The 25,745-nt window shown below is 36.3% G+C and carries 26 protein-coding genes; all 26 read right to left on the reverse strand.

Translation table 11 applies throughout. The annotated features are described in order from the left end of the window. Window positions 1-9: 9 nt before the first annotated feature. Window positions 10-1,125, reverse strand: a complete 1,116-nt coding sequence (locus MKX67_RS15830) for a Nif3-like dinuclear metal center hexameric protein (protein WP_095372541.1) — start codon at window positions 1,123-1,125, stop codon at window positions 10-12. Beyond that, entirely contained in the window at window positions 1,122-1,826 is a 705-nt protein-coding gene (locus MKX67_RS15835; protein ID WP_307312877.1) for a tRNA (adenine(22)-N(1))-methyltransferase TrmK, read from the reverse strand. The genes MKX67_RS15830 and MKX67_RS15835 overlap by 4 nt, the downstream gene beginning before the upstream one ends. 81 nt (window positions 1,827-1,907) lie before the next feature. Then, the gene (gene cccA / locus MKX67_RS15840; RefSeq protein WP_095372539.1) at window positions 1,908-2,261 is read right to left on the reverse strand and encodes a cytochrome c550; all 354 of its coding nucleotides are present in this window, start codon (window positions 2,259-2,261) and stop codon (window positions 1,908-1,910) included. 351 nt (window positions 2,262-2,612) lie between these two features. Beyond that, window positions 2,613-3,752 (reverse strand): acyl-CoA dehydrogenase family protein, encoded by a 1,140-nt coding sequence (locus tag MKX67_RS15845; protein ID WP_342488447.1) that lies wholly within the window; start codon window positions 3,750-3,752, stop codon window positions 2,613-2,615. Between the two features lie 418 nt (window positions 3,753-4,170). Then, window positions 4,171-5,298 carry an RNA polymerase sigma factor RpoD gene (gene rpoD, locus MKX67_RS15850; RefSeq protein ID WP_095372537.1) on the reverse strand — a complete coding sequence of 376 codons (1,128 nt, stop codon included), beginning with the start codon at window positions 5,296-5,298 and terminating at the stop codon, window positions 4,171-4,173. Window positions 5,299-5,420: 122 nt separating this feature from the next. Further along, the gene (gene dnaG / locus MKX67_RS15855) at window positions 5,421-7,241 is read right to left on the reverse strand and encodes a DNA primase (RefSeq protein ID WP_342488448.1); all 1,821 of its coding nucleotides are present in this window, start codon (window positions 7,239-7,241) and stop codon (window positions 5,421-5,423) included. A 44-nt stretch (window positions 7,242-7,285) separates the two neighbouring features. After that, entirely contained in the window at window positions 7,286-7,678 is a 393-nt protein-coding gene (locus tag MKX67_RS15860) for a DUF188 domain-containing protein (protein ID WP_233435219.1), read from the reverse strand. Window positions 7,679-8,064: 386 nt separating this feature from the next. Continuing rightward, window positions 8,065-8,883: a pyruvate, water dikinase regulatory protein gene (locus MKX67_RS15865; RefSeq protein WP_095372534.1), complete on the reverse strand. Its 819-nt coding sequence runs from the start codon at window positions 8,881-8,883 to the stop codon at window positions 8,065-8,067. A 33-nt stretch (window positions 8,884-8,916) separates the two neighbouring features. Continuing rightward, window positions 8,917-9,537 (reverse strand): helix-turn-helix transcriptional regulator, encoded by a 621-nt coding sequence (locus MKX67_RS15870; protein WP_225230375.1) that lies wholly within the window; start codon window positions 9,535-9,537, stop codon window positions 8,917-8,919. A 216-nt stretch (window positions 9,538-9,753) separates the two neighbouring features. Beyond that, the gene (gene glyS / locus MKX67_RS15875) at window positions 9,754-11,826 is read right to left on the reverse strand and encodes a glycine--tRNA ligase subunit beta (protein ID WP_341096615.1); all 2,073 of its coding nucleotides are present in this window, start codon (window positions 11,824-11,826) and stop codon (window positions 9,754-9,756) included. After that, window positions 11,819-12,709: a glycine--tRNA ligase subunit alpha gene (gene glyQ, locus MKX67_RS15880; RefSeq protein WP_095372531.1), complete on the reverse strand. Its 891-nt coding sequence runs from the start codon at window positions 12,707-12,709 to the stop codon at window positions 11,819-11,821. Before glyQ ends, glyS begins: the two co-directional genes overlap by 8 nt. Window positions 12,710-13,081: 372 nt before the next feature. Further along, window positions 13,082-13,837: a DNA repair protein RecO gene (gene recO, locus MKX67_RS15885; RefSeq protein WP_095372530.1), complete on the reverse strand. Its 756-nt coding sequence runs from the start codon at window positions 13,835-13,837 to the stop codon at window positions 13,082-13,084. A gap of 29 nt (window positions 13,838-13,866) precedes the next feature. Further along, on the reverse strand, window positions 13,867-14,010 hold the full coding sequence (locus MKX67_RS15890) for a YqzL family protein (protein WP_095372529.1): 144 nt from the start codon (window positions 14,008-14,010) through the stop codon (window positions 13,867-13,869). A gap of 147 nt (window positions 14,011-14,157) precedes the next feature. After that, window positions 14,158-15,069, reverse strand: a complete 912-nt coding sequence (gene era / locus MKX67_RS15895; protein WP_307312867.1) for a GTPase Era — start codon at window positions 15,067-15,069, stop codon at window positions 14,158-14,160. Then, the gene (locus MKX67_RS15900; protein ID WP_224935947.1) at window positions 15,062-15,460 is read right to left on the reverse strand and encodes a cytidine deaminase; all 399 of its coding nucleotides are present in this window, start codon (window positions 15,458-15,460) and stop codon (window positions 15,062-15,064) included. Before MKX67_RS15900 ends, era begins: the two co-directional genes overlap by 8 nt. Before the next feature lie 329 nt (window positions 15,461-15,789). After that, window positions 15,790-16,173, reverse strand: coding sequence for a diacylglycerol kinase family protein (locus MKX67_RS15905; protein ID WP_095372526.1), 384 nt, complete (start codon window positions 16,171-16,173; stop codon window positions 15,790-15,792). Next, window positions 16,151-16,621, reverse strand: a complete 471-nt coding sequence (ybeY, locus tag MKX67_RS15910) for an rRNA maturation RNase YbeY (protein ID WP_340975640.1) — start codon at window positions 16,619-16,621, stop codon at window positions 16,151-16,153. The genes MKX67_RS15905 and ybeY overlap by 23 nt, the downstream gene beginning before the upstream one ends. Continuing rightward, the gene (locus MKX67_RS15915) at window positions 16,618-18,798 is read right to left on the reverse strand and encodes an HD family phosphohydrolase (protein ID WP_095372524.1); all 2,181 of its coding nucleotides are present in this window, start codon (window positions 18,796-18,798) and stop codon (window positions 16,618-16,620) included. Before MKX67_RS15915 ends, ybeY begins: the two co-directional genes overlap by 4 nt. A gap of 414 nt (window positions 18,799-19,212) precedes the next feature. Continuing rightward, window positions 19,213-20,175, reverse strand: a complete 963-nt coding sequence (locus MKX67_RS15920) for a PhoH family protein (RefSeq protein WP_342488450.1) — start codon at window positions 20,173-20,175, stop codon at window positions 19,213-19,215. Next, a complete protein-coding gene (yqfD, locus tag MKX67_RS15925) occupies window positions 20,172-21,365 on the reverse strand; it encodes a sporulation protein YqfD (RefSeq protein ID WP_095372522.1) in 1,194 nt (397 codons plus the stop codon). Before yqfD ends, MKX67_RS15920 begins: the two co-directional genes overlap by 4 nt. A 74-nt stretch (window positions 21,366-21,439) precedes the next feature. Then, the gene (gene yqfC / locus MKX67_RS15930) at window positions 21,440-21,724 is read right to left on the reverse strand and encodes a sporulation protein YqfC (RefSeq protein WP_095372521.1); all 285 of its coding nucleotides are present in this window, start codon (window positions 21,722-21,724) and stop codon (window positions 21,440-21,442) included. Between the two features lie 73 nt (window positions 21,725-21,797). Beyond that, on the reverse strand, window positions 21,798-22,301 hold the full coding sequence (locus MKX67_RS15935) for a hypothetical protein (protein ID WP_095372520.1): 504 nt from the start codon (window positions 22,299-22,301) through the stop codon (window positions 21,798-21,800). Between the two features lie 43 nt (window positions 22,302-22,344). Beyond that, on the reverse strand, window positions 22,345-23,340 hold the full coding sequence (gene floA / locus MKX67_RS15940; protein WP_095372519.1) for a flotillin-like protein FloA: 996 nt from the start codon (window positions 23,338-23,340) through the stop codon (window positions 22,345-22,347). A 24-nt stretch (window positions 23,341-23,364) separates the two neighbouring features. Continuing rightward, on the reverse strand, window positions 23,365-24,681 hold the full coding sequence (locus tag MKX67_RS15945; protein ID WP_095372518.1) for a nodulation protein NfeD: 1,317 nt from the start codon (window positions 24,679-24,681) through the stop codon (window positions 23,365-23,367). 226 nt (window positions 24,682-24,907) lie between these two features. Next, complete coding sequence (locus MKX67_RS15950) at window positions 24,908-25,351, reverse strand: GatB/YqeY domain-containing protein (protein ID WP_095372517.1); 444 nt, start codon at window positions 25,349-25,351, stop codon at window positions 24,908-24,910. A 16-nt stretch (window positions 25,352-25,367) separates the two neighbouring features. Beyond that, window positions 25,368-25,541 (reverse strand): 30S ribosomal protein S21, encoded by a 174-nt coding sequence (gene rpsU, locus MKX67_RS15955; RefSeq protein ID WP_066201342.1) that lies wholly within the window; start codon window positions 25,539-25,541, stop codon window positions 25,368-25,370. Between the last annotated feature and the right edge of the window lie 204 nt (window positions 25,542-25,745).

The raw sequence follows: 25,745 nt of genomic DNA on the forward strand, positions 1-25,745 counted from the left end.
TATCTTCAATTATACAAATGTAAAGGGATCCGTATGTACTTTAGAAGCAATAAACTCCACCTCTAACCCTTTTTCAGCACATTTTTTCTTCATATATTCTGCAACACCTGATTTCATCACTTTTTCGACATTATGACCAGGGTCAATAATATTTAAACCAGCTTGCATCGCATCATGCGCAACATGATAATACATATCTCCCGTAACGTAAACGTCTGCACCTTTCATCTTCGCTTTTGCATAATATTTATTGCCATCTCCACCAAGAACGGCTACTTTTTTCACAACTGATTGTAAATCTCCTACCACACGCACGCTAGGCACATCCAACACCGCCTTCACATGCTCTGCAAACTGTGCTAAGGTCATTTCCTTAATTTCACCTATTCTACCGAGTCCGAGAACTTCTCCTTGATTAGCTAATGGATAAAGATCATAGGCCACCTCTTCATATGGATGAGCCGCAAGCATTGCTTTGATAACTTTCTTCTCTAAATTAGATGGGAATATTACTTCAATTTTATTTTCTTTCACCTTTTCAAGTGTACCCGGTTGGCCAATATGAGGATTTGCTCCCTTACTTGGTAAAAATTGTCCATTCCCTTCACTTGAAAAACTACAATGACTATAATCACCTAATGCACCTGCACCAGCATTACCTAAAGCTTGCTTGACTGCTTCCTCGTTCTCTACAGGTACATAAACAGCAAGTTTCATTAAGGGTATTTCATATGTTGGTACAAGGACTTCTGTATTTTTCATCTGAAGTGCAGTTGCTAATAAATCATTTACACCACCATTAGCAACATCCAAATTCGTATGAGCTGCATAAACGGCTATATCATGCTTAATTAATTTTGTATAGATTCTTCCTGCAGGTGTATCACTGTCTAATTTCTTTAAAGGACGGAAAATCGGTGGATGGTGTGCAATAATTAAGTTAACACCTTGGTCAATTGCTTCATCAACCACTTCCTCTAACACATCAAGTGCAACCATTACTTTGCTTACTTTTTGGTTCAAGCTACCGATTTGTAACCCAATAGGATCTCCTTCCATTGCGTAGGCTTTTGGTGAAAACTGTTCAAATAATTGAATGATTTCATGTCCATTTGCTTTCTTCAAGATAATACCCCTCCAACAATAGCTATTTTCTTCTGTAAAGCAACTATTTTTTCATTATTTTCATTTGATGATTTTGCTGCTTGGATTTGACTAATTATTCTCTCCCAATTCTTTCGTTCATGTTTCCATTTTTTAATAAAAACTGCCGATTTTTCAAGTAATAAATACGGTCCTAACAAAAGACCTTCTTCTAAATCGTCGTATCCTCGATTGATATCGCCTTTCTCAGCGATTAAGATCTCATAAATTTTTTCATCTTCTTCGATTATTTCTTCATTTATTAACGCCCATCCGTTTTCACGCAGCCAAAGTCTGATAGAGATGCTACTAATATTAGGTTGGAGAATTAATCGTTTTACTCCACCTAAGCGATCTGAACCTTCTTCCAAAATGGACGCAATCAATGTTCCGCCCATACCGGCAATTGTTATTACATCTACTTCATCGTCCGTTAAAACAGAAAGTCCATTTCCTTTTCTCACGGAGATTTTGTCTTCTAATTTATCTGCTTTTACTTGTGCTAACGCTGATTGAAACGGTCCTTCCACAACCTCACCAGCAATCGCTTCTTTTGCAATCCCTTGTTTAACAGCATAACAAGGTAGGTAAGCATGATCTGAGCCAATATCGGCTATTTTCGAACCTTTTGGTATATATTGAGCAACTGTTCTTAATCGATTAGATAATTGATTTGTGTTCATTCGTTTTTCCACCACTTCTATGTATTAAGTTCTGATTATAGTATAAAAAAAGTCCCTTGCATATGCAAAGGACTTACTCGTTTATTCCAATGTCATTAACCATTCAGCCATTTCTTGCTCTTTACCAGAGACAAGTCCCCCTGGCATTGCACCTTTACCATTTGTTAATACATCAACGATTTCTTCTTCTGAAAGTCTCTCGCCAACACCCGTTAGTGCGGGTCCTACACCACCTTGATATTGGTCACCATGACAGCCAATACAAGATTGTTGATAAATTTCCTCCGGTGACGCTGCTACCTCTTCTGTTGCTTCCTCGTCCCCTTCACTTGTCAGTTCTTTGTGATCACCTAATCCTTTAAATGAAACAAGGAACATTGCGCCAATCCCAAGGATAGCAATAAGAGCGAACGGTATTAACGGATTACGATTCAATGTTTAAACCTCCCTTATGTAAGAACTTCACAATATAAGTAAGTATATACAAACAATCTCTATTTTACTGTAAAAAACGCTATTGGAAAAGCCCTAAAACGAATTTGTTATCAGCAATTCAAAATTATTTTAATAAACTGGCAAAAAAGTTTACTTCCTATCATTTATTTTTTTACCATTTTACCCCTTTTCATTCCTTAAAAATATTTTATGTATAACATGTATTGTTTAAAAGAAAAACTATCTAAAAAATAGTTTTGGGTAATTTTATACACGTAAAGTCTCTAAAGATTCACCCTCTCTAACCATTCTTAGATAGCATTTTCCTTTAATGCAAAAAATATACTCCTATTAACAACCAATCTGTCTGGCAATCACCATACGTTGTATTTCTGAAGTTCCTTCTCCAATTTCTGTTAACTTACCATCACGCATATATCTTTCTACATGATATTCTTTCATATAGCCATAACCACCATGAATTTGAACGGCCTGATCAGCGATTTCCATACAAATCTCAGATGCATATAACTTACACATTGCCGCTTCTTTGGAAAACGGTTTTCCTTGATCTTTTAACCAAGCTGCTTTATAAACCATATTTCTCGCCAATTCAATTTTCATCGCCATATCAGCTAGTTTGAATTGTATAGCTTGAAAATGAGATAACTTTCTACTAAATTGTTCACGTTCTTTAGCATACTTTAGCGCCTTCTCATATGCTGCTTGGGCAATGCCCACTGCCATGGCACCAATGCCAATTCTTCCTCCGTCAAGAGTGATTAAAAATTGCTTAAATCCATCACCCTTTTTACCGAGCAAGTGCTCAGTCGGTACGCGCACGTCTTCTAATATCAATTCAGTCGTATTAGATGCATTAAGTCCCATCTTCTCATAATTATCCAATACAGTGAAACCGTTGGCATCGGTAGGAACAATAATCGCACTAATTTCTTTATCCGTACCATTCATACTAGTGATAGCTGTTAAGGCTAAATGTTTTGCATAACTCGCATTCGTGATATAGCACTTATTCCCATTGATGATATATTCCCCGTTCTCTTCTACTGCTGTTGTTCTTGTCCCACCAGCATCGGAGCCAGCATTCGGTTCAGTTAAACCAAATGCACCAAGACTCTCACCGGTACAAATAGGTGTTAAATACTTATGTTTTTGTTCTTCGGTACCAAATAATGACAGAGGTGCGCCACCCAAAGATATGTGGGCCGAATACGTTATACCTGTTGAGGCGCATGCTTTACTTAATTCTTCAGTTACGACTGCAAAACTAATTGTATCGGCTCCACCACCGCCATATTCTTCCGAAAAGGGTAAGCCCATCATACCCAGGTCTGATAATTTCTTGAACACTTCCAATGGAAATTCTTTCGTTCGGTCTCTTTCCAATGCACCAGGTTCCACTTCTTCCATTGCAAACTCTTTAATCGTTTTAAAAATCATCTTTTGTTCAGATGTAAGGTCAAAATTCATATAAATCCTCCTTCTTATGACTTTTGAATACGCTTTCAATTCCTATTATATAATCACCTCTCTAATATTCTCAAGATTTAAAAAATTTAAAATTGTACATAGTTATGTTTCAATAATGATTTAAACATTAGAACTAAATAAAACCGCTTTATGACTCTCATGTTTTGTTTCTCAATATAGTAATAATTATCTAAATAATAAATAATTTAAGAATTTTTTACAAAAAGTAATTTGCAATATAATTAACTATTCAGTAAAATAAATTGTAAATATAAGTATGGATATTACCGTACATTTGTTTATTTATTAATATATGGTATCATATACAAATAAAGGAATTATCCACACCACTAGAAGTGAATATTGCACTAAAAAAAGATAGCTTACCCATTTAGAGTAAACTATCCTGAATTGAATTCTATTCTAAAAAGTCTTTCAGTCTTTTACTTCTGCTAGGATGTCTTAATTTTCGAAGGGCTTTCGCTTCAATTTGACGAATCCTTTCTCTCGTGACGCCAAAGACCTTTCCAACCTCTTCTAGCGTCCTTGTTCTTCCATCATCTAGTCCAAAGCGAAGACGAAGTACATTTTCTTCACGGTCTGTTAAAGTGTCGAGTACATCTTCTAACTGCTCTTTTAACAGCTCGTAGGCAGCATGCTCAGATGGAGAAGTAGCGTCTTGGTCTTCTATGAAATCTCCAAGATGAGAATCATCCTCTTCACCAATCGGTGTTTCTAATGAGACTGGCTCTTGAGCAATTTTTAAAATTTCTCGTACTTTATCTGGTGTTAGATCCATGTCTTCAGCAATTTCTTCTGGAGAAGGTTCACGGCCCAAGTCTTGTAGCAATTGGCGCTGAACACGAATTAACTTATTAATTGTTTCAACCATGTGAACCGGAATTCGAATGGTTCTTGCTTGGTCAGCTATTGCTCTTGTAATTGCTTGACGTATCCACCATGTTGCATAAGTACTAAATTTAAAACCTTTACGATAGTCAAATTTCTCTACTGCTTTTATAAGACCCATATTCCCTTCCTGGATCAAATCTAAAAACAGCATGCCACGACCAACATATCGCTTGGCAATACTTACAACGAGACGTAGGTTAGCCTCCGCTAAACGACGCTTCGCTTCTTCGTCGCCTTGCTCAATTTTATTTGCAAGTGAAATCTCTTCTTCTGCTGTTAGTAGGTCGACACGACCAATTTCCTTTAAATACATTCTTACAGGGTCGTTAATTTTTACTCCAGGAGGTACGCTTAAATCATTTAAATCAAATTCCTCTTCATTTTTTGCTAATTCTTGCGCATTGGGATCTGCATCGTCATCATTATCACCAACTAGTTCCACACCTTGATCACCAAGGAATTCATAGAACTCATCCATTTGATGAGAATCCAACTCATAATGAGACAATCTTTCTGCTATATCATCATAGGCGAGAACACCTGTCTTCTTTCCTGTTTCTAAAATCTGCTCTTTTGCTTGTTCTAGGGTCAATTCTGTTTCAACCTCTTTCGAACGGGCCGATTTTTCAGCCATTTGTCCCCCTCCTTCCAAAAAATCACAAACCTCTGGGACAGCATAACACTTAAATGGTTATTATGGTAATCATTTGCTTTTGCTTATGCAGTCTATAATATAATTAACACGATGAGAGATTATCACTTTTCTAATGATTTTCTTAATTGTAGAATCTCCATCGCAATTAATGCCGCTTTGGCATAGTCCTTTTGACGTTCTGCTTCTTTTTCATCATGAATTTTTTCTTTTATTTTAATCATCTTTTGATGATTTAACACATGCTTAATATAATCAGATAATTCCTTTTCAGTAAAATCTTCATTGACAGGCATCATCACAATATCTGCTACAATATGCCGCAACTCTTTGTCTTTTATAAATTGCATAAAGTTACTTGTATCAGGCACATGACCACTTTCATAATATGCAAGAAGATAAGTATAAATCGCTTGGTGCTCATCCACATTAAATTCATTGCCACTTAACATTTCCTGAACCTTCAATGTAATATCGTGATTATTCATCATATGAGCCAACAACATACGCTCAGCATTTTGAAAAGCTGGCCGTAATACATTATTTGACTTTTGTTGTAATAAAAACGGTTCTTGTGGTAATGACTGTGGCTGATTTTTTGTATTTTTTTGCATTGAATAAAATATTTGTTTTTGTTGCTGTTGTAGGGCATCTAATGAAAGCGAAAATTCGCTAGCAATTTGTCTTAAATAATGATCTCTTTCTACTGCTTTCGTTAGACGACTGATTTCTGTTAGTACTTCTTCTATATAACGAAGCCGTTCTCCTTCATCATTCAACCTTTTTCCTAGTCTTAAATATCTCATTTTAAAGGACATATAAGTAAGACTAGCCTCAATAACCTCATTTTTAAACTTTTCTGCGCCATATTCCTTTATATAATCATCAGGGTCAAGTTCTTCCGGAAGCCAAGCAATTCGCACATTACAACCGACTGATTGAAGCATATCTAAGGCACGATTGGCTGCTTGAATTCCTGCTGTATCCCCATCATAGCAGATCGTCACATGGTCAGTACTTTTTCGAATTAATTGTACATGTTCATCTGTAAGCGAAGTACCCATCGTAGCAATTCCATTAATGACGCCAGCCGCATCAGCAGCAATGACATCAGCAAATCCCTCAAAGAGAACAGCTCTTTGCTCTTTTTTAATGTGCTTCTTTGCTCGATTAAAATTAAAGACCGTTTTGCTCTTATTGAAAATGGCCGTTTCAGGACTATTTAAATATTTTGGGTCTTCTTCCCCCAATGATCTTCCTGAAAAAGCAATAATATTCCCTTTTTCATTATGGATAGGAAACATGATACGATGGCGAAATCGATCAAAAAAGTTACCATCTCTCTCTCTTTTGATTAATAAACCTGCTCTTTCCATGAGATCCAAGGGAAATTTTCTTTTCTGCAAAAATTTACAGACAAAGTCCCATGAATTTAGTGAATAGCCAATTTTATACTTCTCAATTGACTCCATTGTAAATCCACGTTTTAAAAGGTATTCTAACGCTTCTTGACCATCCTTTGTGTTTACTAGTAAATGATGGTAGAATTTACATAATAATTCATGCGCATCATACATTTGTTGCAATTCAGGTGACTGTTTCACGTTTTTGTCATGTGAAGAAACGTCAATATCAAGAGGGATATTTGCTTTCTCTGCTAAGTTGACAACAGCTTCTTGAAAAGAAAAACCTTCTAAATCCATTAAGAATGAAAAAGCGTTTCCTCCTGCATGACAACCAAAGCAATGATAAATTTGCTTATCAGGAGATACGGAAAATGATGGTGTATTCTCTCCATGAAAAGGGCAAAGTCCAAAATAATTTCGGCCTTGCTTCGTTAAATTCACATAATCTCCAATAACATCAACAATATCAACTGAATTTCGAATTTGATCAATCTTTTCTTCAGGAATACGTTCTGCCATAACGACAACTCCCCACTACATAAAGAAGTATTCTAGAAAAAAAGCTAAAATCCTTCAATTTTCGACAATATTTTTGTCAGTTCTTTCTTAAATCGCTGTCGGTCTTCTTCCTTGAACGGTTTAGGTCCTTTTCCATAAACACCTTGACGCCGTGCTTTCGCCGATAGGTATCGCATATCTAATGCTGTATGAATATGACCTTCCTCATATACATTACCCCTTGGCGATAAAACATGAACACCATTTAACAGGAGTGTAGAAGCAAGACCTATATCCTGGGTAATTACCACATCTCCTCGTTTGGAGTAATTTTGGATATATAAGTCGACAGCTTCTTTACTGGAATCCACGAATGTCCACTCATCTGAGCGATACTCTGTTTTCATATGTGCATAGGATGCAATGAACTTGTAAGCAACCGAATGAATATTGGCCAATTCGACAATTTCCTGCTTAACCGGACAGGCATCCGCATCCACTAAGATGGTTGGTTCGTCTGATGTTCTTATAATTCTACATCACTCCAGTATTTCCTCCTTATAAAGAAATTTCTTTATAATGGAAGGATTGTCGAATTTTTTTTATATAATTCCCTTGACTTCTCCCAATAAATAGTTTATTCGTTAAAAGTCAAGTCTAAACCTATTTTATCATTTTTTATCACGATTTTTTATTATAATATATAAAATAGATAATTTCCAGACATATGTTTTATATAGAATGTTTCTACTAGCGCTAGCCTATTTATGCAGCAAAATGGCAATGGCATACATTTTAATCTGGAATGTACAAAGAAAAGGCACATAATCAATTACATTATGTGCTAATCCTTTAAAAGATTTTTACGATAATGATCTAGTACAAGATTTGCTGTTTCTTCAACCGCTTTGTTTGTTACATCAATCACTGAACAACCTATCTGATTTACAATGCGATCAAAATATGAAATCTCATCTTTAATTCTTTCTATATTTGCATAACTTGCGCTATCACTAAGTCCTAAAGAAATAAGCCTTTCTCTTCTAATATGATTTAATTTTTCCGGGCTAATCTTCAAACCAAAACACTTCTCTTTTGGTACGAGGAATAACTCTTCAGGAGGGTCGACTTCTGGTACAAGCGGCACATTCGCCACTTTTAACCTTTTATGAGCTAAATATTGTGATAATGGTGTTTTCGATGTCCGAGAGACCCCTATTAAAACGATATCAGCCTTTAAAATCCCCCTAGGATCTCTACCATCATCATATTTAACGGCAAATTCAATTGCTTCTATCTTCTTGAAGTAATCATCATCTAATTTCCTCACTACACCCGGTTCATACAATGGTTCATTTCCATAATTATTTTGAATTTGATCCATTATCGGCCCGATAATATCGTAGGCGAAGATATTTTCTTTTTTAGCTGTTTCAAGCATATAATTACGTATATGTGGCTTCACTAACGTATATGCTATGAATCCTTTGTCGAGTTTAGCTAAAGCGACCACTTCATCGATATGAGCTTGTTCCTCGACGTATGGAAAACGTTTAATTCTTACATCCCCATTATTGAACTGACTTGCAGCCGCCTTTATGACAAGCTCAGCCGTTTCACCAACAGAATCAGAAACTACATAAATAATTGGCATATTACCCATACTAGCATAATCAACTCCTTATTTGAGCTTTACTTATTCACCCGCTAGTGCAACAAATGCTTTTGTTAAATTAGTTTTTGTTATTCTTCCAATAACCTCAAAGCCTTTATCAGCTTCCTTCACAACGGGCATACCATCAATTTGCTTATCAATGAGTTGTTGCGCTACATCAATAAGTAAGTCTTCTTTCTTACACATTGTGATATTTGGCATCCTCGTCATAATGATATTTACTGGTAGTGCGCCGAGCTCTTGCTTTCCGATACTGGCTCTTAACAAATCTTTTCTAGATAATACACCTACAAGTAAAGAGTCCTTGTCAACTACAAATAATGTGCCAACATCCTCTAAAAACATTGTGACAATGGCATCATAAACTGAAGTATTTTCACTAATAACAACTGGAATTGATTGATAATCCTTCACAAATAACTTTTTCATATTCTCAGTTAAAAGTTGAGCACCCGTTTTTCCTGTATAGAAATATCCTACTCTTGGTCTTGCGTCTAAATAGCCAGCCATTGTTAAAATAGCTAAATCCGGACGAAGCGTAGCTCTTGTTAAATGTAATTGATCAGCGATATGTTCCCCTGTAATTGGACCATTATCTTTCACTATTTCTAATATTTTTTCCTGCCGTTTATTGAGTTCCATTGATCTCACCACCTTGAGTTGGAGCGTCTTCTAAGTAAACCTATGCATATGTAGACGTTTCCCCAAATAAGCAAATTATGAACGAGCAATAAGGTTATACTTTTATATAATTATTATATACTATTTCTCAGAAATGAAAAGAATTTGCTTGTTGAAGTAAATGAGAAAGGGTGGAAAGAACCATATGGCAGCATTTAACGGTTCTTTCCATTTAAATCATTTCACAAGTATATGATTCATTTGTGCAAACGATTGTATCATCGTTGCTAAATGGGCCATAAAGCTTAAACGATTCGCTTTCACTTTTGGATCTTCAGCCATTACCATTGTATGTTCAAAATACATATCAATTTCTGGTTTTAATGATATAAGATAGTTAAAATAAACCTCTGCATTCGTTGTTTCATCAAGGTTATTTCTTACTTCAATGTATTTATTATATAGCTTATGCTCATCTTCATTCTCAAATAGCTCTATTTGAACATCTTCCATACTTTCTGCTTTTTGAGCGATATTCAAGACCCTACTTAATGCTTCTATTTCACCCTTGAAACTGTCATTATCCTTGTTTGAATGAAGAACTTTCGCCCTTTCAATAATCGCTGGGACCGATGTTAATGCACTGCCTAACACAGCATCAATTAAATCATAGCGAATGGCTTTTTCTTGTAATATATACTTTATTCTTAAGCGGAAAAAGGCTATTAACTCTTCTTTTATTTTCTCATTCTCTTGCTTATTAATGCCAGCATTTTCTGTAAGGTGGATAGCTTGATTAATTAACTCCTCAAACGAAATCTCCCAATTCATATTCAACAATGTTTGAACGATTCCAGTCGCTTGTCTTCTTAGCGCATACGGGTCTTGTGAACCACTTGGAATAATCCCGATTGCAAAACAAGAAACAATCGTATCTAATTTTTCTGCAATAGATAAAATCGCTCCAGGGACAGATTTTGCAGTAGAATCATGTGCGTTTCTTGGCATATAATGTTCATTAATAGCCTGAGCTACTACAGCATCTTCTCCTTTTTGCAAGGCATATTTCTCACCCATGAACCCTTGAAGTTCTGGAAATTCATAAACCATTTGTGTCACAAGGTCAAACTTACAAATTTCTGCAGCCCTGTCTGCTACTTTTTTATCCTCTGATGAAAGTGATAATAATTGAGCGATATGATTCGTTAATGCTCGTACACGTCCTACTTTCTCAGACATCGTTCCAATTTCTTCATGATAAACGATTTTTTCTAATTTTTTCAAAGAAGTTTCAATGGATGTTTTTTGGTCTTCATTATAGAAAAATGCTGCATCTGATAATCTTGCTCGTAGCACTTTTTCATTTCCTCGAGCGACATTATCCAAATGTTCGTGGCCACCATTTCTCACTGTTATAAATTGAGGCAATAAGTCTCCACTTTTCGATTTAACAGGAAAATAACGCTGATGTTCTTTCATCGAAGTCACAAGCACTTCCTCTGGTAATGATAAATACTCCTCTTCAAAACTGCCGAATAAAGCAGTAGGATACTCTACTAAGTTATTTACTTCTTCAAGTAAGTCTTCATCAATTGGGACGAGCCAATTTTGTTCTTCTTCTAATTTATCGATTTGCTTACGAATGGCTTCTTTTCTTTCCACAGCATCTACAATCACATATTCTGCAAGCAGAGCTTTTTCGTATGATTTAGGATTCGTAATAATAACATCTTTTCCTAAAAAACGATGCCCTCTAGATGTATTACCTGTTTGTACATCTGTTATTTCAAAAGGAACCACCTTTTCACCGAACATTGCCACTAACCATTTAATTGGTCTAATGAAGCGCATTTCTTTGTCTGCCCATTTCATATTCTTTGGGAAATGCATAGAAAGAATGAGCTCTTTTAATTCAGGAAGTAATTTCAGCGTTTCTTGTCCTTTAGTAAAGGTTTTAACATGTGCATATTCCACACCTTTAATTTCTTTAAAGAAAATATCATCAGGCGTCGCTCCTTGACCTCTACTAAAGCCAATCGCTGCTTTTGTCCACTCACCTTGGTCATTCAGTGCAATTTTTTTTGCCGGGCCTTTTGCTTCTTCATGGACATCTTCCTGTGCTTCCTCAACATCTTCTACAAGTACAGCTAATCTTCTAGGCGTAGAGTATGCTTTCATCCCTGAAAATTGAATACCTTTTTCTACTAACCAAGCCTTTACTTTATCCGATAATTGGTTCATGCTATCTGTTACAAAACGGGCTGGCATTTCTTCTAAGCCAATTTCTAATAGGAGATCTTGTTTACTCATGGTCTTCCCCCTCCTTTTCTTGTATCATCGGAAATCCTAATTTCTCACGTTCTTCATAAAAGGTTTTAGCAATTTTTCGAGCAAGTGTACGACATCGACCAATATAGCCCGTTCTCTCAGTGACAGAAATCGCTCCTCTTGCATCTAATAAGTTGAATGTGTGCGAACACTTAAGAACATAATCATATGCAGGATGAACGAGTCCAACCTCCATTTGGCGATGAGCTTCTTTTTCATAAATATTAAAGAGATTAAATAACATATCTACATCTGAAGTTTCGAATGTATACTTTGAATGCTCATATTCGGGTTGCCCAAAAATATCTCTGACAGTAAAACCTTCTGTCCATTCTAATTCAAATACATTTTCCTTATCTTGAATATAAGAGGCAAGCCTTTCAATACCATATGTAATCTCAACAGAAACAGGCTTACACTCTAATCCTCCGACTTGTTGGAAGTAAGTAAATTGCGTAATTTCCATACCATCAAGCCATACTTCCCAACCGAGTCCAGCACAGCCTAAAGACGGGTTTTCCCAATTATCTTCAACAAAGCGGATATCATGCTTTAACGGATCAATACCTAATGCTTCTAAAGAAGCTAAATAAAGCTCTTGGATATTATCTGGTGAAGGCTTCATTATTACTTGGAATTGATGATGCTGATAGAGACGGTTTGGATTTTCACCATATCTGCCGTCTGCTGGTCTTCTAGAAGGCTCTACATAAGCAACGTTCCACGGTTCAGGTCCAATCGCTCTTAAAAATGTATACGGGCTCATTGTACCCGCACCTTTTTCAGTATCATAAGCTTGCATCAAGATACATCCTTGATCTGACCAATGCTTTTGCAACGTTAAAATCATATTTTGAATATTCATAAGCCACCTCTTTCTTTCCTTTTCAGTCACCAAAGACCGGTATCTACATTAGATAAACACTTGCTTTTCGACAAGTATTTTTTCTTTTAAAAGCATAAAAAACTCTCGTCTCTATGCCTTTAATTAAGACATAGGGACGAGAGTTAACCCGCGGTTCCACCCTATTTGCTACTTACTTTTACGTAGCCTCTTTTACTTCACCTGTTGCTCCAGAGCGCCCTTCGTTCACTTTCTATTCCCTAGCTCACACTCTCCTAGAGTCGCTTGTATAGAGGGAGTGAAGTACTTTTCTCCTTCATTGCTAAACATAGCTATAATTTAATGAAATAATAGCTGAATTTCTTTCGAAAGTCAATAGCTTACTTTTACTTATTATTGCATGAAACCCTTCATATTGTTCATTTGATTTAAAAACCTTTTTGTTTTTAATTGCAAGCCTGCATACTCATCATAGTATGTTTCTATTACCTTTTTCAATTCAAGTTTGGTTTGTTCTTTTACAGATATATTCCCAAGCCTTGACAAGTCCATGTAATAAAAAATGCGAAGTAACCTAACGGTAGCAGGAGAAAGCTTTAAATGATAAGGATCTTTATCCAAACAATGATGACAAATGAAGCCATTTTGGCTAATAGAAAAAGCAAATGTTCCTTCCGTTCGTTGACAGACGGCACAATGATTAAGCTCAGGATATAAGCCAAATAAGCCGAGCATTTTCATTTCGAAAATATGTGTTAGAATCTCAGCATCATATCCTTCATCAATTGCTTGTATGCATCTAAATACAAGTTCGAAAAGATAAGGATTAGGCTTCTTCTCTTCCGTTCCTTTATCCAGTAAGTCTACTATGTAACTTACATAAGCTGTAAGGAAAATATCTTCTTTTATGCTCCGCATCGAAAGTGAAATTTCACCTTGTTGAAGGGTCCCAAGCCCTCTGCTTCTTTGTATTAAGTAAGTGCCATAAGTAAAAGGCTGGGTGACAGCAGCAAGCCGACTATTTGGCTTTTTTGCGCCGCGTGCCATCACACCAACCTTTCCCCACTCTCTTGTAAAGAGTGTGACAATTTTATTTGTTTCGCCATAATTGACTGTTCTAATGACAATGCCTTCACATTTTTCAAGCATCGATGTCACCATCCTTATACGATGACAACCTATGAAATCGGAAAATCAAATTCTGCTAGTTCTTCATCTTGTTCTACGGGTATATCATGGTAATCTTTTTCAATTTCTTTAAAAAGAAGATATGTGTCAATATTACCTGTTTGGGAAAACACTTTCCAGGTAAAATCTTTCATAGATAACCCCACCTTTATTGTGTTTTTACTAGCAATTAAATCTATACTCTTATCATAGCCTGTCTTCTGAAAATCATAAGACGAAAAAATTGTTAATTAAATGGATGCATAATTCTTTGATTTCACCAATAACCTATGTTGACAGGTTCAATATTCATCTTCCCTAAATCCAAAGTCTCTTAACTGGGTCATTTTGTTACGCCAATCTTTTTGAACTTTCACCCATAATTCGAGGAAAACCTTACTTCCCATGAGATTTTCTATATCTACTCTTGCTCGTTGTCCGACCTCTTTGAGCATTTTCCCTTGTTTACCAATAACAATACCCTTTTGAGAATCTCTTTCTACAATAATCGTAGCCATGACATGAATGATATCCTTCTTTTCTTGCCGCTCAATCTTATCAATTACAACCGCTAATGAGTGAGGAATCTCTTCTCGGGTTAAATGTAAAGCCTTTTCTCGTATCAATTCGGAAATAATAAACCTCTCCGGATGATCTGTTACTTGATCAGCAGGATAGTATTGCGGCCCCTCTGGTAAATATTCCTTAAGCTGCTCTAGAAGGCGATCAACATTATTTCCTTCTAAAGCGGATATCGGCACAATTTCACAGAAGTTATATTTCTCTTTATAAGATTCAATGACAGACAATAGTGCATCTGGGTGAATTTTGTCAATTTTATTGATGACAAGAAAAACAGGTGTTTTGACTGATTGGAACTTTTCTATAATGAATTCTTCCCCTCTGCCAAACCCTTCTTCAGCATTCACCATAAATATAATGGCATCGACTTCTTTTAGCGTATTTTGTGCAACTTTCATCATAAAATCGCCTAATTTATGCTTAGGCTTATGAATTCCTGGTGTATCGATAAAAATATACTGTGCATCATTTGTTGTGAGCACACCTTGTACTTTGTTTCTTGTTGTTTGTGGTTTATCGCTCATAATCGCAATTTTTTGTCCAATGACACGGTTAAGTAGTGTAGACTTTCCTACATTTGGTCTGCCGATAATGGAAATAAACCCTGATTGATGTCCTTGTTGATTATTCATGTAAATCCTCCGATGAAAAAGCTCCTGGTAATAGTTGCTCTACTGTTAATTGTTGTGTATCTCCGTTTAAGTTTGTTAGAACCACCGGCATCTCTTTTGAACATAATTCAGAGATTACCTGCCTGCACGCGCCACATGGTGATACAGGTCTGTCTGTATCTGCAACAACTGCTAACATTTTAAATTCTGTTACGCCATCAGAATATGCTTTAAAAAGCGCCGTTCTTTCGGCACAATTACACATACTATATGCGGCATTCTCTATATTACATCCGTGGAAAACTGTACCATCTACTGCCAAAAGTGCAGCACCAACTTTAAATTTTGAATACGGTACATATGCCCGGTCCCTTGCTATTTTCGCTTCTTCGATTAGTTTATCAATGTTCAATTGTTTCTTCCTTTCTGAAATGGCCGATTGCCTTCTTTTATTTTACACTATTTTTTTTGTAAAATCATGGGTTGTTGTCATTTTGTAATAAAATAATTGAATTTTCAGTAAATAAGCCCATTTAATAAATTTCTTATGCTCTGTCATTTTAGCTTAATCATGCTTACTATACAAACGGTTTTATCTTCATTTCACTGAAATCAAGAAAATGAAAATCTATTTTTCATGAATCAAACTAATTTTTATACTATCTTGTACTTATTTAAAACAAATAAAGCAAATGGTTTTAAAAAACAAAAAAGCATATAACCGCAATTGCGGCTATACACTTAAAGGATCTTTGGTAAAAAAATAGAAAGGCCAATGATCACGGTTAAAACGGCATAAATAAGAACTGCTCCAGCTGCAATATCTTTTGCTTGCTTCGCCAAAGGATGCTGCTCTGTTGTCACAAGATCAACGACACGCTCTATAGCTGTATTCATTAACTCAAGTGCAATCATCCCAGCTATTGCAAAACTTATCAACAGCCATTCTGTTTTAGTCAATTCAAAAATAATACCGAAAAAAATGACTAGTACTGTCATCACAAAGTGGATTTTCAAGTTTCGTTCCGCTTTTAAAGCGGTAATGACCCCGATAAATGCAAAATAAAATGACGAGACTAATGATTGTTTTTTACGTGAATTTTTATCTCTGTAATCCGAATTCATCTAAAATTTCCTTTTGCCGAGTAAACATTATTTTCTCCTCCTCGGTTGTTTCATGGTCATATCCAAGTAAATGTAGGAAACCATGTACAGATAAAAATCCTAATTCTCTCATAAAACTATGTCCATACTCTTCTGCTTGTTCCACTGCTTTAGGAATAGAGATGATAATATCGCCTAACATGCGAGGCAACCCTTCTCCGATAAGAGGGATTTCCCCTTCCCCCATTTCTTCCATTGCAAATGAAATCACATCTGTAGCCTTGTCTTTATTTCTATATTCACGATTGATTTCTTGTATGCGCTCATTTTCAACAAACGTAATAGAAATCTCCGTATCTTCTTCAACCACTTCTTTTACAGCTGCAAATTGTAGAAGGTTTTCAATCTCTCTTGTTTGCATTTCTGTAAGTCCTTCTGTTTCATCAATAAAGTCAATGTGTAATGTCATGCTTGTGTCACCTTCTGATTCGTCATTTCTGGATATTCAATTCGTGAATGGAAAATACCATTCAATGTTTCATTAAATGATTTTGCTACAACCTCTAACTCTTTTAATGTTAAATCACATTCGTTTAACTGCCCATCTTGCAGTCGGTCAGCAATGATTTTACGAATAAGACCATCAATTTGTTCTGGAGTAGGATGAGACATAGAGCGCACAGCTGCCTCAACGCTATCAGCTATACCGATCACAGCCGATTCCTTTGTTTGTGCCTTTGGACCAGGATAGCGAAAATCCTCCTCTTTCACTTCAACTCCACTTTCTTTTGCTTTGTAGTAAAAGAATTTAAGTAAAGTCGTGCCATGATGTTGTTCAGCAATGTCAATAATTTCTTTTGGCATTTTATGCTTTCTTAACAAATCAGCACCATCTTGCGCATGTGCAATAATAATATTTTTACTCGTCAATGGTGGCAGCTTATCATGTGGGTTGTCTATGTTTATTTGGTTTTCGATAAAGAATTGTGGCCTTTTTGTCTTCCCTATGTCGTGATAATAGCAACCAACTCTCGCTAGAAGTCCATTGGCACCAATAGCTTCACAGGCAGAGTCTGACAGATTAGCAACCATTACACTATGGTGATATGTTCCAGGCGCCTCTGTTAAAATCTTTCTTAAGAGCGGATGATTAGGGCTCGATAGCTCTATTAGCTTCATTGCAGAAAGAATACCGAAGCCTGCCTCAAAAAATGGCAAGAACCCGATTGTTAAAACAGCTGCGGAAATGGCTGATATAAATCCAGAAACCATATAAAAACTGTACTCTACAAGATCCACTTGACCATTTCTTAGCAATAGCAGTGCTAAAATCACTAGAATATTTACAACGGAAACAAGTAAGCCAGCTTGTAAAATTTTTGATCGTTGGTTTTGTTTACTTAAAAATAATACGCCCGCTATTCCACTGCAAGTTATATAAATGGCAGCAGTCACATGAAAACTTCCAGTAATAGACCCATTAAAGATAAGGGAGCCACAAATAGCAATAATTACTGAATAATAAAGGGCAAGTTTTTCACTAATAAGTATTTTAATCAACATCGAACCCATTGCAGCAGGAAATATATAGAGTATATCAGAATACTCAAATGCCTGTATATAGCTAATCCCCTTCATTAGTAGTAAGGAAATGATGAAAACAATACTATAGACTAATAAGAAATTTTGCTTTACTTCTTGTGGCTTATCAAGCTCATAAAAATAATAATATGTGGCTGCTAGAATGATGAGAACAACTAGCGCTAGTCCAATAAATGGTTGGATAGAATTCTCATTATCTAACATGCCTACTAGTTCAAGTTGACGATAGACTTCCCTACTTATGAGTTGATTTTGCTCAACAAGTATTTGCCCTTGTAATATTTTGACTGGTTCAACAGATTCAACAGCTGTTTGTCGTTTCTCTTGCGTTTCCTCCGGAGCGTAAAATTCATTCTGGTAAATAGCATACCTACCAAGCTCCACCATCGCAGTTTTTAAAGTATTGTTGAGTGATGTTAAGCTAATTTGATCTTGCACACGTTTTTTAGCATTCTCTACCCCATCAGCAGGGATCCTTTGTTGCATAACGTGATTAATCTCTGTAATTGTAACATCTTTTGCAATTGATAATTGATTAGGGCTGGCTTCTAATAACGTTCTCAATACGCTATCTGAGATTTCCTTCGTTACTTCTTCTGTTAATTGTGATTTTGTGCGCTCAAGTTTCTCATCAAGACTAACAAGCTTTGGTTTTTCATCCTTTTCACTTTCTTTCGCCTTTTCTGAAGCTTGCTCGTTTTCCTCCGCTGCTTCTTCATTTACTGCAGAAACGGTATCAAAAATTGATGTTATGAGATCCACTCGGTTTTGTGCAATTTCTTTTTTTACAACATAAACGTCCTCAACCTGGTTTTCAGCTTCTTTCTTTTTCTTTTCGGTACTTTCTTTGTCTTCAATCGTAACCGGCGAACGAATCGTTTGCTCTGCTACAGAAAAAAGACTTAATTCCAATTTCTCTGGCCGTACATTTGAAAACATTGTTGCGTACATAATGATTCCAAGTAGAACAAAGAGCAAAACCCTCACAAATGTCATTTTTAATAAATTTCTAATTTTATGTATGTAGTGATGGAGTTTATCCATTAACGAGACCTCCAATCCTAAGTATCTCTGAGAAATTCTTTTCTTCCTTAATTATGTAAAATCATAACAGTTTTTTTTCAAAATTACACTAATATTTTTAATTGATGACAATATGTAATCATCCTTATCTTACCCTATTCTTCCATATACTCCAAATAACAATCACTCCTAGCTCGAGAGATTGTCAGCAGAAATCAAGAAAGAGCGAGTATTATTCCTTTACATATCGTCACATACCCCACTTTTGGCTTAAGCATTTCACCTTACAAGTTCTTCCCATTTATGATTATTTTAATAAGATATGTATCATTAAAATAATCATAATGTCGGATCATTTATAGTTCACGATAAAAAAGAACAAACTCTGATTCAAAAAGCAGAATTTGTTCCTGATTGTGTTGCTAAAACAGCCATTTATTCAGCATTTTCTTCGTATGCTTGAATGATTTTTGCAACAAGCGGGTGTCTGACAACGTCACTTTGTTCTAAATGAATAAAACCAATTCCAGAAACACCATTTAATATTTGTTCACTTACCACGAGACCCGATCTAGCCCCACGAGGAAGGTCGATTTGGCTTTTGTCACCAGTAATAACCATTTTTGATCCAAAACCTAAACGTGTTAAGAACATTTTCATTTGCGCTTGTGTTGCGTTTTGCGCTTCATCTAAAATAACATAAGCATCATCTAACGTACGTCCCCTCATATAAGCAAGTGGGGCAATTTCAATTGTTCCTCTTTCAATTAACCTTTCTGTATGCTCTGCTCCAAGTATATCATGAAGCGCATCATACAAAGGACGTAAATACGGATCGACCTTTTCCTTTAAGTCACCTGGTAAAAACCCTAAACTCTCTCCTGCTTCTACAGCTGGACGAGTAAGAATAATTTTTTTCACTTGTCCATTCTTAAGGGCATTCACTGCCATTACAACAGCTAAGTAGGTTTTTCCCGTTCCTGCAGGACCAATACCAAAAACTAAATCTTTCTGTCTCATAGACATAATATATTGGCGCTGACCTAAGGTTTTAACTCGAATCGATTTACCTTTTGCATTTTTCATTATTTCTTCTTCATAAAGTTCTTTGAAATATTCTAGTGTACCTTTCCTTGCCATCTCTAATGCGTAAATAATATCCCTACCACTAATTTGAATACCTTTTCTAATAACGTAAAGAAGTTGCTCAATTACGTCACCTGCAATGGCCACAGTTTCTTTCTCACCTGATACATAAACAGATTCGCCTCTTGTTACAATTGATACCGATAACTGTTGTTCAATTAGTTTAATATTTGTGTCACCATTACCTAAGAGGGCAATGGCTTCATTTGGGTTTTCAAATTGTACATTTAATGTCTTTAAATCTTCTGTCATTCTTTATCTCCTTGGATTATTGGTTGTTCCTCAGCAATATTCTCAATAATTTGGAAATGTATTGATAATTTAACTTTACCATTCTCTATCGTTTGGTGCAAAACATTTTCCCCTTTAATGGTAGCATCTTCATCTAGCTGCTTTTTAATTTTACTTCTAGCTAATTTCTTCGCTTCTACAATCGCCTCTTTTTCTGTATAAACTTGTGTCATCTCTTCTGCTTCTCTGTAGATGTTTTTTGTAACTGCAATCGGTAACTCCCATTTTAGAAATTTAACTTGCCGCTTGTCCTCTTCCTTTACATAGTGGTCAAAACCTATATTTCCAAAGCCCCAAAAAGGAATCTTTAATGATCCAAGCTCCAATATATTTTTCACTTTTTGATCACCAGTGTATACTTTGGACTTTTTCTCTAATGGATAAGCTACATTCGCTTTATACCACGTTTCCGCTAATACTTCCCCTTTGGCAGGCACTATCTTCTTTCTTTCATCATTTCCAATTAGGCCTGAAACTAATAATTGACCTGGTTTTACAAAGTCATTAATTTTCGCCTTTGCTTCTCCCTCTTCAATAAACATACCGATAATGGTTCCTTTTTTCTTTGCCACTAAATGCTGCGGACTTAATAACTCTGTTTTCTTTGGTTCATTTTTTTCTACCACTTGAAGATGATAGGTTGTCCCTTTCAACTCCACACCGACCCAAGTAATTTCATTCACATTTTCTGTTAAATACCGTTGTATACCTTCAGGTGTATCTATAAAGAATTGTAGCTTTCCTTTTTTTACACCAATTTTCTCTAACTCTTTTTCCATCTTATATTCTGTTGCTGGATTTGCTCCTTTAATTTCGATCCCCCATACCATGTTTGACAACAAAATAACTACAACTAAGAAAGCTATTGCCCCTAATAAGAATCCACTATTCCTTAGCATACGCTTTTTCATGAAGGGCAATCCTTTGCGGCCGACAAACTCAAATTTGCAGTCGGCACTTCTTGCATATTGTCTTAAAGTCGGTAAATCATCTAATTTCATTTGAAATGTAAGCACTTGGCTTCCATGGGCTTTAACATTCCAAATGGATACACCAGCTCTCGTTAAAGTATTTAAAAATCTTTCACTTCCTCTACCGCTTGTCCTAACTGTGACGATTCCTTTTAAAAAAAAGAGCCATTGATTTTTCATCTTATCCTCCTCATATTTGAGCAGGTGGAAATCGCTAACCTTGTAATAGAATAGCGACCCTTCCCACATCAAATTTACTCAGCTACAAAAAGAACTTGATCAATTGTTCCTTGCAATAAGATTTCTTCAGGCATAATTGTTTTAATAACAAAGTTATTCCCTTTAATGAGCAGTTGACCATGCTCTAGTAACAACCTTACTTCTTTATCTGAAAAACCAAGTAAACCGCGGTGGTTCTCAATATAAATATGAATTTGTCCAATCATAGTAATGCGGGGCAAATCCATCATGACATCTTGAGGAAGTTCCATATTTTTTGTCATCCAGCTTCTTAGTCGTTCTCCCCATTTTTTTGCCATAAAAAAAGAACCCCCTTTCATCTCATATGTATGAGAGAAAGGATGGTTCTAGCACTGAATTCAACAGCAAATTTTATTTTCTTTTCATCGTTCGATGTGGGTTCCTTGATCTCGGTTGTCCGAGAATTTCTGACCAAACAACCGCGTCAACTAATTGTTTATTAGAGACTCTCATACTAGGTTGATCTACATTGTTATTGGCCACATTTTTATTTTTTGTTGCTGAAAGGAAGGCACTTGCTCGTTTTTGCGCTTCTTCTTTTTGTTTTCTTAAATCAGCCAGTCGCTCTTCTGCTTCTTTTTTACGATCCGAGACTTCTACACCAGCTTCTTGCATAGTAGCCTTCGCGTAGCGTTTTAACTTCTCTTCGTTGCGATCATAAACAGGTGGCCCTTCTTCTTGTTTCTCTGCATCCATCATCTGACGCCTAGCTTCTTCTTGCTCTTCGACAGACTTTCCACGTGGCTGCTTCTGTTTGTCTGACTGCTGGTCATTTACTTTCTTACCAAATAAGGAAGTAATGATCCCGATAAGAAAAACCAATAATAAAGGATTTTCCAACAAAAAATCAATCATGAGATACAACACTCCCCTCTAGAGGTGAGTCCGATTAGGACATTCAATCTTTCTTCGGCCCTTGTTTTGAGTCATCTGATACTTTACTAATCGAGTCTCTCATTTCTGTATCAGCTTCAATATTTTGGATATTCATATAATCCATCACGCCAATATTGCCACTTTTTAATGCATCTGCCATCGCTAAAGGAACTTGAGATTCTGCTTCCACAACTTTCGCTCTCATCTCTTCAACTTTCGCTTTCATCTCTTGCTCTTTGGCAACAGCCATTGCACGACGTTCTTCCGCTTTGGCTTGGGCAATATTTTTATCAGCTTCCGCTTGCTCTGTTTGCAATTCTGCACCAATGTTTTTACCGATGTCCACATCAGCTATATCAATGGATAGAATTTCAAATGCTGTACCAGCATCTAACCCTTTAGCAAGGACAGTTTGAGAGATCATGTCTGGGTTTTCCAATACTTCTGTATGTCTTGTAGATGAACCAATTGTAGAGACAATCCCCTCACCAACACGGGCAATGATTGTTTCTTCTCCAGCACCCCCGACTAGTCGGTCAATATTGGCTCTTACAGTAATTTTTGCTTTTGCTTTCACTTCGATACCATTAATCGCTACACCAGAAATAAATGGTGTTTCAATTACTTTTGGATTAACACTCATTTGAACTGCTTCAAGTACATCACGACCAGCTAGGTCAATCGCCGCACTTCTTTCAAAACTTAATTCCATATTGGCACGATGCGCTGCAATTAAAGCATTCACTACTCTATCTACATTACCACCTGCCAAATAATGACTTTCAAGTTGATTGGTATGAACTTCTAATCCTGCTTTATGTGCTTTAATTAATGGATTAATTACGCGGCTTGGAATTACTCGTCTTAATCTCATTCCAATAAGGGTGAAAATACTTACCTTAACACCTGCTGCTAATGCTGAGATCCACAGCATAACTGGTACGAATGTGAAGAGTATGGCAAGAGCAATAATTGCTAATACCACAATTACGATCGTCATAATAGAAATAGGTTCCATTCAATTACCTCCTAAAATACTTGGTTATTTATCTAAATTTGTTAATTCACGGACGACTACTCTCGAGCCCTCTGCTTTTATGACTTCCACTTTTGCATCTTTTTTAATAAATCCACCTTCACTAACGACATCAATTCTTTCATTTTCAATGACAATCGTTCCTGATGGACGTAACCCTGTTAAAGCATAACCTTGTTTTCCAATTAGCTCTGAACGGGATTTATTTGAGATGTATCCTCTTTCAGTATTTGTAGAATCGCTTAAAATTAGTTTTTTGAAAAATTTCATTTTTTTACCAAACACCTTTACCATTAGAATAGAAACCGCAATAGATAATATAGCCGCAATCATAATGGAGGTTGCCATTTGTTGCACATCAGCCCCAGCCATGAATAAACTCCCAATTACTGCAGCAATCCCCAACACACCGGCGATACCACCTGGGAGGAAAAACTCTGCGATAATTAACCCAATTCCAATAATAAATACAATGAGTGATTCATACCCGGCAAATCCAGCAACCATATGACCATAGAAAAATAAACCAAGAGCTGTGAGTCCCATTATACCTGGAATACCAAAACCAGGAGAATAGAGCTCTAGCAATAATCCAATGCTTCCTATAGAAAGAAGAATAGGCACGATGATTGGATGTGTAATGAATCTAGCCAATTTCTCAGAAAAACTTTCCTCGATAGACCTTACTTCTGCATCTTCATAACCTAAATGTTCTAAAAGCTCTGCTTGCGTAGCAAATGTTCCTTCTGAATATTCTACCTCGTCTGCTTGACTAGCAGTTAATGTCAATAGCTTTCCTTTTGGTGCACCTAATTCAGGTAGATCGATTGAATCATCTGCCATTGCTTGAGCAATCTCTGGATCTCTCCCACTTTGTTCAGCAGCTGCAGTCATAGCAGATAACCATGCTGAAACTGCTTTTTTGTCAGCTGTGTTGCCTTCTTGGTCGATAATCGCCGCCGATCCCATTGTAGCCCCGGGCGTCATATAAATCTCATCCATGTTTAATGAAATATACGCACCAGCTGACAATGCTTGTTTATTTACAAATGAAATCGTTTTAATATTTGTAGATGTTAATACTCTGCCAATTTCCTTAGCTGCTTCTACTTCACCGCCAGGCGTGTTTACTTCGAAAATAATCGCACTTGCTTGATTTTCTTCAGCTGTAGTCACCGCTCTATTGATAAAAGCATGCAATCCTTTTTCAACAGTATCTTCTATTGGTACGACATACACAACCTCGTTATCAGCCTTGCTGATCGGTGTCATCATTACGAAAAATGCCCATAAAAATGAAAGGATGATTGTCGCTTTTCTCATTCTCTTCTCCCCTCCCCCCTTTTACAGAAATACCTATGATAGTTATACGGCTGACGCGTGAAAAGGTTTCATTTTTCTTTTCTTATTTTGATTATTTATAATTACATAAAGTAAAAAAGTGTGACTATGTAATATATATAAAAGAAACCTTACTACTAGTATGGCATCTTTTAGACAAAATAAAAAGACCGTAAGCTCGAAAGCTCCGGTCTTTCCGTACATCTTTTTATGAAAGGTGTTGTTGTACAAGTTTATTAATAAGTGCACCGTCTGCCTTACCTTTTAGCTTTGGCATAATGGCTGACATCACTTTACCCATTTCAGCTTTCGATGTAGCGCCTGTATCGGCAATGGTTTGTTTGACGATAGCAGATACCTCTTCATCAGAGAGCTGCTCAGGCATATATAACTCTACGTACTGTAATTCAGTACGAATTTTTTCAACTAGATCTTCACGACCTGCCTTGTCAAATTCATGGAGGGAATCCTTGCGTTGCTTTACTTCGCGAGAAAGGACAGTAAGTTCCTGATCCTCGGTAAGATCTTTTCCTTCCTTGATCGCCTCATTTTGCAATGAAGCTTTGATCATCCGAATCACAGTTAACTTATCTTTTTCTTTGTTCCTCATCGCTTGTTTCATATCTTCATTTAAACGCTCGAGAAGACTCACTTACATACACCCTCTCTTAAAACTTGCGCTTTCTTGCAGCTTCAGACTTTTTCTTACGTTTGATACTTGGTTTTTCGTAGAATTCGCGCTTTCTTGCTTCTTGCAAAGTACCAGTTTTTGATACTGAACGTTTGAAGCGACGAAGAGCATCTTCAAGCGATTCGTTTTTACGAACGACGGTTTTAGACATTCTCTTTCCCTCCCTCCGAGCACAACACACTTACATGTCAACATGGAATACCATGTACTTTGCAATTATAATATAACAGCGGTGTGAGGTCAACTGTATTTCACCTAGTCTTTCGCTGTTTAAAGATAAATGTACGTTTGTCTTATTTATTTTTATTATTTAATTTTTTGATTCTTCCTATGCATGTCCCTCAATTTTTCACCA

It is taken from the genome of Cytobacillus sp. FSL W7-1323 (genome assembly GCF_038595015.1).
GTDB classification, from domain to species: Bacteria; Bacillota; Bacilli; order Bacillales; family Cytobacillaceae; genus Cytobacillus; species Cytobacillus kochii.

Excerpts from the sequence above, each read along its gene's own strand:
- MKX67_RS15835 (WP_307312877.1), bottom strand. The coding sequence starts at position 1,826 with ATGAACACAAATCAATTATCTAATCGATTAAGAACAGTTGCTCAATAT.
- MKX67_RS15845 (WP_342488447.1), bottom strand. The coding sequence starts at position 3,752 with ATGAATTTTGACCTTACATCTGAACAAAAGATGATTTTTAAAACGATT.
- rpoD (WP_095372537.1), bottom strand. The coding sequence starts at position 5,298 with ATGGCTGAAAAATCGGCCCGTTCGAAAGAGGTTGAAACAGAATTGACC.
- dnaG (WP_342488448.1), bottom strand. The coding sequence starts at position 7,241 with ATGGCAGAACGTATTCCTGAAGAAAAGATTGATCAAATTCGAAATTCA.
- MKX67_RS15865 (WP_095372534.1), bottom strand. The coding sequence starts at position 8,883 with ATGGGTAATATGCCAATTATTTATGTAGTTTCTGATTCTGTTGGTGAA.
- MKX67_RS15870 (WP_225230375.1), bottom strand. The coding sequence starts at position 9,537 with ATGGAACTCAATAAACGGCAGGAAAAAATATTAGAAATAGTGAAAGAT.
- glyS (WP_341096615.1), bottom strand. The coding sequence starts at position 11,826 with ATGAGTAAACAAGATCTCCTATTAGAAATTGGCTTAGAAGAAATGCCA.
- glyQ (WP_095372531.1), bottom strand. The coding sequence starts at position 12,709 with ATGAATATTCAAAATATGATTTTAACGTTGCAAAAGCATTGGTCAGAT.
- recO (WP_095372530.1), bottom strand. The coding sequence starts at position 13,837 with ATGCTTGAAAAATGTGAAGGCATTGTCATTAGAACAGTCAATTATGGC.
- MKX67_RS15890 (WP_095372529.1), bottom strand. The coding sequence starts at position 14,010 with ATGAAAGATTTTACCTGGAAAGTGTTTTCCCAAACAGGTAATATTGAC.
- era (WP_307312867.1), bottom strand. The coding sequence starts at position 15,069 with ATGAATAATCAACAAGGACATCAATCAGGGTTTATTTCCATTATCGGC.
- MKX67_RS15905 (WP_095372526.1), bottom strand. The coding sequence starts at position 16,173 with ATGAATTCGGATTACAGAGATAAAAATTCACGTAAAAAACAATCATTA.
- ybeY (WP_340975640.1), bottom strand. The coding sequence starts at position 16,621 with ATGACATTACACATTGACTTTATTGATGAAACAGAAGGACTTACAGAA.
- MKX67_RS15915 (WP_095372524.1), bottom strand. The coding sequence starts at position 18,798 with ATGGATAAACTCCATCACTACATACATAAAATTAGAAATTTATTAAAA.
- MKX67_RS15920 (WP_342488450.1), bottom strand. The coding sequence starts at position 20,175 with ATGACAGAAGATTTAAAGACATTAAATGTACAATTTGAAAACCCAAAT.
- yqfD (WP_095372522.1), bottom strand. The coding sequence starts at position 21,365 with ATGAAAAATCAATGGCTCTTTTTTTTAAAAGGAATCGTCACAGTTAGG.
- yqfC (WP_095372521.1), bottom strand. The coding sequence starts at position 21,724 with ATGGCAAAAAAATGGGGAGAACGACTAAGAAGCTGGATGACAAAAAAT.
- MKX67_RS15935 (WP_095372520.1), bottom strand. The coding sequence starts at position 22,301 with ATGATTGATTTTTTGTTGGAAAATCCTTTATTATTGGTTTTTCTTATC.
- floA (WP_095372519.1), bottom strand. The coding sequence starts at position 23,340 with ATGGAACCTATTTCTATTATGACGATCGTAATTGTGGTATTAGCAATT.
- MKX67_RS15945 (WP_095372518.1), bottom strand. The coding sequence starts at position 24,681 with ATGAGAAAAGCGACAATCATCCTTTCATTTTTATGGGCATTTTTCGTA.
- rpsU (WP_066201342.1), bottom strand. The coding sequence starts at position 25,541 with ATGTCTAAAACCGTCGTTCGTAAAAACGAATCGCTTGAAGATGCTCTT.